General features: G+C 60.8%; 5 protein-coding genes and 1 pseudogene. 2 read left to right on the forward strand and 4 right to left on the reverse strand.

What is annotated here, in order from left to right; translation table 11 throughout:
- Positions 1-54: 54 nt before the first annotated feature.
- Positions 55-1,296: an IS256 family transposase gene (locus CGU34_RS09890; RefSeq protein ID WP_100809640.1), complete on the reverse strand. Its 1,242-nt coding sequence runs from the start codon at positions 1,294-1,296 to the stop codon at positions 55-57.
- A gap of 295 nt (positions 1,297-1,591) precedes the next feature.
- Here CGU34_RS09890 and CGU34_RS09895 point away from each other — a divergent pair, with 295 nt between their 5' ends.
- Positions 1,592-3,475: a GmrSD restriction endonuclease domain-containing protein gene (locus CGU34_RS09895; protein WP_198517745.1), complete on the forward strand. Its 1,884-nt coding sequence runs from the start codon at positions 1,592-1,594 to the stop codon at positions 3,473-3,475.
- Positions 3,476-3,682: 207 nt separating this feature from the next.
- Here the strand turns inward: CGU34_RS09895 and CGU34_RS09900 are convergent, their stop codons facing one another.
- Genes CGU34_RS09900 through CGU34_RS09910 form a run of 3 tightly spaced genes read right to left on the reverse strand, consistent with a single transcriptional unit; the run spans position 3,683 to position 8,381 of the window.
- A complete protein-coding gene (locus tag CGU34_RS09900; RefSeq protein WP_100814004.1) occupies positions 3,683-6,778 on the reverse strand; it encodes a type I restriction endonuclease subunit R in 3,096 nt (1,031 codons plus the stop codon).
- On the reverse strand, positions 6,775-7,980 hold the full coding sequence (locus CGU34_RS09905; protein WP_232711625.1) for a restriction endonuclease subunit S: 1,206 nt from the start codon (positions 7,978-7,980) through the stop codon (positions 6,775-6,777). The genes CGU34_RS09900 and CGU34_RS09905 overlap by 4 nt, the downstream gene beginning before the upstream one ends.
- Complete coding sequence (locus CGU34_RS09910) at positions 7,977-8,381, reverse strand: N-6 DNA methylase (protein ID WP_100814005.1); 405 nt, start codon at positions 8,379-8,381, stop codon at positions 7,977-7,979. The genes CGU34_RS09905 and CGU34_RS09910 overlap by 4 nt, the downstream gene beginning before the upstream one ends.
- Here CGU34_RS09910 and CGU34_RS09915 point away from each other — a divergent pair.
- A pseudogene (locus CGU34_RS09915) lies at positions 8,380-9,437 on the forward strand (IS3 family transposase); the annotation flags it as partial. The gene CGU34_RS09910 and the pseudogene CGU34_RS09915 sit on opposite strands and share 2 nt — an antisense overlap.

Here is a 9,437-nt window from a genome sequence, read left to right on the forward strand (position 1 = left end):
GGTCAAGTCCTGGGACGTGGTGTATCGGTGATCGTGTGATCCCTCGTGTCGAGGTCAGGCTGTGAGGGCCCGAAGGTCGGGTTCGATCACCTCCTCTGTGGTGGGTTCGCCGACGCGGCGTGCGGCGGCGAGGGCGTCGAGGCCGAGGTAGCGGCGTTGCTCGGCCCACTCGTCGTGTTGCTCGGCGAGGACGGCGCCGACGAGCCGGATGATCGCGTCGCGGTTCGGGAAGATGCCCACGACGTCGGTGCGGCGGCGGATCTCCCGGTTGAGGCGTTCGTTCGGATTGTTGGACCAGATCTGCCGCCAGATGCTCTTCGGGAACGCGGTGAACGCGAGGATCTCCTCACGTGCGGCCTCGAGGTGCTCGAACGACCTGGGGAGCTTGTGCTCGAGCGCGTCCAGGACGCGGTCGAACTGGGCGTGCACGGACTCCGCGTCGGGCTGGTCGAAAACCGTGCCCAGCAGGGTCTTCACCCATGGCCACGAGGACTTTGGGGTCACGCTCATCAGGTTCGCCGCGTAGTGGGTTCTGCACCTCTGCCAGGACCCGCCGACGGTCGCGCCGATCGCTGCGACCAGACCTGCGTGTGCGTCGGACGTGACGAGCTTCACGCCGGTCAGGCCTCTCGCGACGAGGTCGCGCCAGAACGTCAGCCAGCCGGCGCCGTCTTCGGTCGAGTTGACTTGCAGACCGAGGATCTCGCGGTAGCCGTCGGCGTTCACGCCGGTCGCGACCAGCACCGCGACCTTCACGACCCGGCCGCCCTCGCGGACCTTCATGGTGAGCGCGTCGGCGGCGACGAACGAGTACGGGCCGGCGTCCAACGGCCGGGTGCGGAACGCGGTCACCTGCTCGTCAAGGTCGCGCGCCATCTCCGACACCTGCGACTTCGACAGCCCGGTGATCCCGAGGGTCTTCACCAGGTCATCCATCCGACGGGTGGACACGCCGAGGAGGTAGCTGGTCGCGACCACGGTGGTCAGTGCGGCCTCCGCGCGGCGGCGGCGTTCCAGCAGCCACTCCGGGAAGTAGGTGCCCTGCCGGAGCTTGGGGATCTTCACGTCGATGGTCCCGGCGCGGGTGTCGAAGTCGCGGTGGCGGTAACCGTTGCGACGGTTCACCCTGTCGTCGCTGATCGTGCCGTAAGCGGCGCCGCAGATCTGGTCCGCGTCCGCGGATAGCAGCTGGTTGATGAACGTGCCGAGCATCTCCCGCAGCAGATCGGGAGACGCCTGCGCGAGGTGGTCTTCGAGGAAGCGGGCAGGGTCGATATCGTGGGGTGAGACGGTCATCGTCGGGGTCCTTTCGAGATGGATGTGAAGAGTTCTCTCGAAGGATCACGCGGTGACCGTCGCTACGTCCGCAGCGACACGGTCACCCGATCCGTACACCACCTTGCCGGACGCCACCCGTCGCCCACCATGGGTGCCTGCGTGCATTGCTCTCGGTTGGCACAACTCGGGTCTGTGGTGTCGCCTCGCCTTGACGGGGAATCTGTCTCGCTGCGCGGTTGCCATTTTCCTCGTGGTCCGGAGGAGGGCTCGGTGGCCCGTGCACCGTTCGCCTCTTGCGAGTGTTGTCGATAGCGTGGCGTTTGACGATCCATCAGAGGAGTATCCCTTGGGTTTTGAAACGCCTCAGCCGCCGCTTTCCGAATACCTTCAGTGGACAACGGACGGCCACCTGCAGTTGCCCGACTTTCAGCGTGAGTACAAATGGGAGGACGAGCGGATCAGATCGTTGCTCGTCACAGTTCTGCGGGGTCACCCGATGGGTGCGGTCATGCTCCTCGAAACGGGCAATGATCAAGTCCGTTTCAAACCGAAACCGCTTGCAGGAACCGCTGTCGCTTCGGGCACAGAGCCTCAACTTCTGCTCCTCGACGGGCAGCAGCGGCTCACGTCACTTACCCAGGCACTGACAGGCGATGGAATCGTCCACACGAAGGACGCCAAAGGCAAGCTGATCGATCGCCGTTACTACGTGGATATGAGGAAAGCAGTCGACGGCGACGAGTCCATCGAGGACGCGGTCAGGTCGATTCCCGGAGACGGAGTAATTCGTGCGAACTTTGATCGTGACGTAGTGCTCGACCTGAGCACATCCGAGCGGGAACAAGCGAACGAGATGTTTCCACTTCGACTTCTCTTTGCGGGCTTCGACATCAACGACTGGTTGTACGGGATCGCAGACCAGCAGTTAGCACGCCAGTTCACGAACCGGATACTCAAGCCGTCAGCGACGTATCAGATCCCAGCAATCCAGCTGAAGAAGGACACCAGCAAGTCTGCGGTGGCGACCGTGTTCGAGAAGGTGAACACGGGCGGGGTGCCGCTCAACGTCTTCGAATTGCTGACGGCGACGTTTGCGGGCGACGCGGAGTACTTCGCAACGCACGGGGAAGACTTCCGGCTTAACGACGACTGGATCGCGATCCAGCATGACCTCAAGAAGGAAGCGGTCCTCGAATCGATCCGCAGCACAGATTTCCTCCAGGCGATCACCTTGCTGGCAACCCGCAAGCGGAACCGCGCTAGTACGGCAGAACGGCCGCCGGCCGTGTCGGCTCGACGTGAGGACATCCTGCGCCTCACCTTGGATGACTATCTCGAATGGCGAAGTCCCCTGGTCGAAGCCTTCGAGTGGGCCGGAGTCTTTCTAGCGGATCAGCACATTCTCGAATCGCGATTCGTCCCCTACCCCACCCAGCTGGTGCCTCTCGCAGCGATCAGGGTCGTGCTTGGCGATGAAGCGGATCACCATGGGGTCAAGGCACGGATTCGTCAGTGGTACTGGTGCGGAGTTCTCGGCGAACTGTACGGCTCGACGACAGAGACACGCTTCGCGCGCGACGTAGAGCAGGTACCCGCCTGGGCCATGGGCGGTTCCACGGAGCCGATAACGGTGACGGAGGCCATCTTCCAGGAGAAGCGCCTTTATACGCTAAAGACGAGGTTGGCCGCGGCGTACAAGGGCGTCTACTCGCTGCTCATAGCTCAAGGCGCGAAGGACTGGATGAGGGACGTCACTTTCAGTAAGGCGCAGTATGTCGCACTGAAGACCGACATCCATCATGTCTTTCCAGAGAAGTGGGCGAAAGATCACGGCGTAGATCCACTGCTCTACAACAGCATCGTCAACAAGACTCCATTGGCTGCCGAAACGAATCGCTCGATAGGCGGGGTCGCACCGAGCGAGTACCTCCTACGCGTCGAAGCAAAGTCAAAGTTGTCCGCTGCCGATATCGATTCGATCATCTCTACCCACGGCATCGATCCGAGCGCGCTACGAGAAGACAATTTCACTGCGCACTTCGAACGGCGAAAGCACTTTCTTCTTCGGATCATCGAGGAGGCCATGGGAAAGCGGGCTCAACGAGACGAGACCGCGACAGATGTTGGCCAGCTCGCGGCGGAATACGTGGATGAAGTCGACGACTCGGATGACGACTCGCAGGACCTCCCAGCTTAGCGACCACGTCAGCTTGGACTTTCCGGTGACCTTGTCCTCTTACGCGGCCGGCAAGCTAAATGGTGCGACTTTCGACGCAGGCCTGCAATCGCTGAGGAAGTTCAGCTCGATGACAACCGGCGCTGTTCCCCTACGACTCGGAGCAGCTGGTCGCAACTAGTCACGCCGCGGTACTTGATGCCCCGAGTGCTGGCCACCTGGTCGAGCTCACTGCGCGCCTCCGCCGAGCCCAAGGAAACGGTCGAAGAACGCTCCGAGCTTTTCGATCACTCGCTGCTTCCTCTCGCCATGACCACCATCGATCGCGAAACGTGATGCGGGTGGTAAGACTTTCGTGATGGCAGTTCCAGTTGTGCGGAGGGTGCCATCACGGAAGGCCGTCTCAACGAACGCACGGGTGGCATCGGCGCGGAGTCGCTCCTCTTCAATAATCGCCTGTAGTTCAGACTCACGCTTGGCAGCAACGAAAGCCTGCCATTCCTCGTCCACGGCTCCGTCCACCGAGACGGAGTCGACGAAGGCTTCAATGAGGTCCTTCTTGTTGCGCAGCGTCGGGCTCGCATCCACGGCACGCGAAATCTCCGCGCGGATCTCCTTGTCGTCGCCGTCGCCGAACCGCTCGCGGTACTTCGCGACCAGCATCAGGATGTAGTCGACGTTGATCTCGACCTGCTTGATCAGCTCGATCTCAAAGACGACGTCGTCATTGATGAGTTCCTTGTCCGCGTTCTTGTCCTTTCGGAACTCGGCGTAGAGGTCGAGGTAGATGCTGCGGTAATCCTGGCTCTGGCGCTCGGTGAGGATCTCGTGGCCGGCGAAGTCGTCGAAAGACGTCAGGATGTTCTCGAGCCGCAGTATCTGGCCGAGGAGCTGTATGAACTCCTTCTTGGCCGCTTCCCCGATGATCTGCTGCCCAAGCGGGAAGGAGGTCAGCAGCTCACCGACCTTGTCCGCGTACTCGCCGTAGTAGTCGCCATAGGGCTTGAGAAGAACGACACCGCGAGCGTCCTTATTGCCGAACAGCTCGAGCGCAGCGTTGGTCTCGTCTTCCAGATCGCGGAAGGCGACGATGTTCCCGTACGTCTTCACGGAGTTAAGGATGCGGTTCGTGCGCGAGTAGGCCTGGATCAGGCCGTGCGCGCGCAGGTTCTTGTCAACAAACAGCGTATTGAGCGTGGTTGCGTCGAAGCCGGTGAGGAACATGTTGACGACGATCGCCAGGTCGAGTTCACGGTTCTTCAGGCGCTGAGAGAGGTCCTTGTAGTAGTTCTGGAACTTGTCGGAGCTGGTGTCATAGCTGGTGCCGAAGACGTCGTTGTAGTCCTGGATCGCGTCTTCGAGGAACCTGCGGTCGTCCATGCTCATCGCATCGGTATCGAACGCTTCATCGTCGAGGATGCCGTCATCACTGGCGTCGTTCGCGCCATACGAGAAGATAAGGCCGATCTTCAGCCGTCGATCTGGCCGGAGCAGCTCCTGCTGGATCTGGAAATGGTTGTAGTAGCGCCGGGCGGCGTCGATCGACGCAGTCGCGAAGATGGCGTTGAACCCGCGCACACGCTTGCGTTCCCTCACCGCTTCGGCTTGGCGGCGAAGTCGGGTGGACTCGGCGACGTTCGTGACGACCGAGTGCTCGTAGCTTGAGGATCGCTTGGTCTTCTGATCGAAGTGCTCGAGGGTGTACTTCACGATCTCGCTGATGCGTTCCGGAGCAAGCAACGCCTTCTCCGTGTCGATCGCGGAGACCTGCTTGTCGTCCGGGTTACCAACCTTGACCGTGTTGACGTAATCGACGCGGAACGGAAGCACGTTCTTGTCAGTGATCGCGTCGACGATTGTGTAGGTGTGCAGCTTCTCGCCGAACGCCTGCTCGGTGGTCTTCAACTGCGGGTTCCCACCAGCCCCCGCGTTCGCCGCGAAGATCGGCGTCCCTGTAAACCCGAACAGGTTGTAGCGCTTGAACGCCTTCGTGATGTCAGTGTGCATGTCACCGAACTGGGAACGATGACACTCGTCAAAGACAATCACCATGTGGCCGTCGTAGACGTCGTGGCCCTTGTTCGCCTTGATAAAGGTCGACAGCTTCTGGATCGTCGTAATGATGATCCGAGCGTTCGGGTTCTCAAGCTGCTTCTTCAGCACCGAGGTCGACGTGTTGGAGTTCGCGGCGCCCTTCTCGAACCGGTCGTACTCTCGCATCGTCTGGTAGTCGAGATCTTTGCGGTCGACAACGAAGAGCACCTTATCGACGCTCGGAAGCTTCGATGCGAGCTGTGCCGTCTTGAAGCTCGTGAGCGTCTTGCCTGAGCCCGTCGTGTGCCAGACGTAGCCACCTGCAGCCAAAGTGCCGAGCTGCTTGTAGTTGGTGGAGATGTCGATCCGCTGCAGAATCCGCTCGGTGGCGACGATCTGGTACGGACGCATGACGAGCAGCAGCCGGTCGGCGGTGAGTACGCAGTACCGGGTGAGGATGTTCAGCAGCGTGTGCTTGGCGAAGAAGGTCTTTGCGAACGAAGTCAGATCCTGGATCGGCCTGTTCTGCGCGTCCGCCCACCACGAAGTGAACTCGAAGCTATTCGAAGTCTTGCGCCCCTTGCCCGGCTTCTGCCCTTCCTTGAGGTGCTGGTTGCGGGTCGTATTGGAGTAGTACTTCGTGAGCGTGCCATTGCTGATCACAAAAAGCTGGACATACTCGAAGAGACCGGAGCCTGCCCAGAAACTGTCACGCTGATAGCGATCGATCTGATTGAACGCCTCGCGGATGTCGACACCACGGCGCTTGAGTTCGATGTGCACCATCGGGAGACCGTTGACGAGCACGGTGACGTCGTAGCGGTTGGCATAGTTCGCGCCGCCCTCCCCCTGATCGATCGCGTACTGATTGACGACCTGGAGTCGGTTGTTATGGATGTTCTGCTTGTCGAGCAAAGTGATGTTCTTAGTCGAGCCGTCGTCGCGCTTCAGGAGTTGGACGTGGTCTTCCTGCACGCGCACGGTCTTCTCGACGACGCCATCGTTCTTGCTCGCGATCTTGTTTTCGAAGAAGTCGACCCACTCCGCGTCGGAGAACGTGATGCGATTCAGCACCTCTAGCTGCGCGCGAAGGTTCGCAACGAGCTGGGCTTCAGACGTAATCGGCAGGTACTCGTACGCTTGCGACTGCAGGAGGCGAATCAGTTCGCTTTCGAGTGCAGACTCTGACTGGTAGGCGGCGGCGTTCAAGTCTGGCACGTACTCGGCGACGACCGTACCCTCTGCGGAGACTGCGATCGGCTCGTACTTCCGGGGTAAGGCATCACTCATGCGGCAGCCTCCTCGAAGGTCAAGAGCCTGTCGCGATAGTGCTCGTACTGTTTGCGACGCGCGTCCAGCTCGGCGGGAAGGCCAATGCTCAGGTCGTTCACGAGGGCGTCGAACTTGTCGAGCAACTCAACAACGCGTCGCTGGGTCTCTTTTGGCGGGAGGGGAATCTCCACTGATCGAACAATCTCAGCGTTGAGGTTCTTGACCGTACCCGAGCCCGCTCGACGTGCGAACTCGTCCTGAACCGGCGACGAGCGCAGCAAGTAGTACAGATAGTCCGATACGAATGCGTCTTCGAACCCACTGATTGCAAGCCAACCGTCGTGAATATAGCCGTCAATTTTCGAGATGTAGGGGCGGCCGAAGCTCATTGAGTTGGAAAGCACAAAATCTCCCGGACGCACCCGACGAGATTTCTTCGCACCTTCAGCAGTTACGCGCTGCGCAGTCTGAGTGATGTATTTCCCACGAGCAGGTACGTCGCCGATCTTGATCCAGGGGACACCAGCAGCCGCCTCCGTGATGAAGTTCTGAATAGGCCGAGGCGAAGCTCCTCGCACGATGGTGGCTACATCGCCGAACCGGACACGAGAAACTTCGTCGTTGTTTGTGAGCAGCAAGCCTGCGTAGTAGAGGTATTGACGGCGGCGCGCTTCCAGCTCCGCTTCCAGCTCCGCTTCCAGCTGAGTGAACTGATCCAAAGTTCTCACGATCTCCCGTTGCACCTCGAGAGGCGGCACGGGAATTCGAAAACTCATGATGGCCGTTTTGCTTCCGCGGGGCATCTTCGCGCCCTTCGCGTGCTGCATGTTGTAGGCAAAGAAGCCGTCTGAGGACAAGAGGTAGTAGAGGAACTCAGAATCAAGATCCTGTTTTGAGCCTGCTTTGATGCGTACGGACAACACATCACCACTACATCCGCCACTACCCGTCGCTCGCCAAACTTTCTTGAGATAGGGACGGATATTGCCCAGCAGGATGTCGCCCAACTCGTATGCCGTTAGACGCGCGGTGTTCGGCAAATAGCTGGCATCGATTCGTCCGCCTTTACCGGCGACGAGGTTGTCGACGCCCACAAATGAAGTCTCGTCGAGGTCCTTGGCATCCACGCGACTCGACGAGTACACCGCCACCTCGGACAGCGCGACATGACGGACGCCTCGTGGGGCGAGTTCTGCGACCAGCTCGTCGATACGACTCACTCCGCATGCTCCAGGTCGGCAACGATCGCGTCGATCGAGGTACGTAGCTCGGCTTGTCTGGCGACGATCTGAGCGATTTCGGCGTTAAGTCTCGCGATGTCGACAACCTCATGCGTATCCACCCTCTCCACGTAAGAAGACACAGCGATGTTGTAGCCGTTGCCGGCGATGTCCTCGTTCGACACCAGTTTGATGAAGTGGTCCTCGTCCTCACGACCTTCCAGCGCAAGCAGAATGTTCTGCTGGTTGTCTGGTGTGAGCTTGTTCTTGTTGCCGACGCGCTTGAACTCGTTCGTCGCATCCACGAACAGCACCGCATTGTCGCTCTTGGACTTCTTGAGCACAATGAAGCGCCCCAGGTTTGATGCCGCATCCTTTTGAGTTGGAAGGATGTATGTCATGCCGAAGAAGATCGATCCTGCCCTGCGTGAGCGCGCTGTCCGGCTGGTGCGTGAGCATCGTTCGGAGTATCCCTCGTTGACGGCCGCGTCAGCGGCCGTTGCCCGCCAGGTCGGCGTGGGCCACGAGTCGGTGCGCCGGTGGGTGCTGCAAGCCGATATCGACGACGGCACCCGCGACGGGATCACCAGCGTCGAGCATGCCGAGATCAAGCGGCTCAAGGCCGAGAACAGTCGTCTGCGGGAGGATGTCGCGATCCTGAGAGCTGCGACGACTTTCTTCGCGGGGGAACTCGACCCCCGCAACCGTTGATGCTGGGCTTCATTGACACGATGAGAGCCGAAGGTCACGCGGTCGAGTCGATCATCCGGGTCCTGCAAGCGCAGGGCGTGAAGATCGCCGCGCGCACCTACCGAGCCCACCGGCAAGGCATCGTCGCAGTGCGGACGATCACGGACGCGCAGGTCCAGGACGCTGTCCGCGCCGCGGCATGGACCATTGTCGAACGCAACGGGACGATGCGTCGCGTGCTGACTCCCGAGGGCCTCTACGGGCGGCGGAAGATGACCGCGCTGATCCGCCGCACGTCGATCCCCGGCGCGTCGCGAGGCGCGGTCGACCGGGCCATGCGCTCGCTCGGGCTGTCGGGAATCCGTCGCGACAAGGGCACCCGCACTACGATCCCCGCCAAGGACGGGGTCCGTGCCGGCGACCTGCTGAACCGCGACTTCACCGCGCCCCGGCCGGATCACACCTGGGTGATGGACTTCACCTATTGCCGCACCTGGGCGGGCTGGGTCTACGTCGCCTTCATCGTCGATGTCTACTCGCAACGCATCGTGGCCTGGCACGCACAGACCACCAAGCACGTCGAGCTGGTGATGATCCCGCTGCGCATGGCCCTCTGGGAACGAGCGCGTGATGGGCACCCGGTCCAGCCCGAGCAGCTGCGGGCACATTCGGACGCCGGGTCTCAATACGTCTCGCTGGCCTACACCGAGAAGCTGGCGCTCGATGGCATCGCACCCTCGATCGGGTCCGTCGGCGACGCGTTCGAT

The organism is Microbacterium lacus (genome assembly GCF_002812805.1).
GTDB lineage: Bacteria > Actinomycetota > Actinomycetes > Actinomycetales > Microbacteriaceae > Microbacterium > Microbacterium lacus_A.

Coding starts and splice junctions, on each gene's coding strand:
- CGU34_RS09890 (WP_100809640.1), bottom strand. CDS start 1,296: ATGACCGTCTCACCCCACGATATCGACCCTGCCCGCTTCCTCGAAGAC.
- CGU34_RS09900 (WP_100814004.1), bottom strand. CDS start 6,778: ATGAGTGATGCCTTACCCCGGAAGTACGAGCCGATCGCAGTCTCCGCA.
- CGU34_RS09910 (WP_100814005.1), bottom strand. CDS start 8,381: ATGACATACATCCTTCCAACTCAAAAGGATGCGGCATCAAACCTGGGG.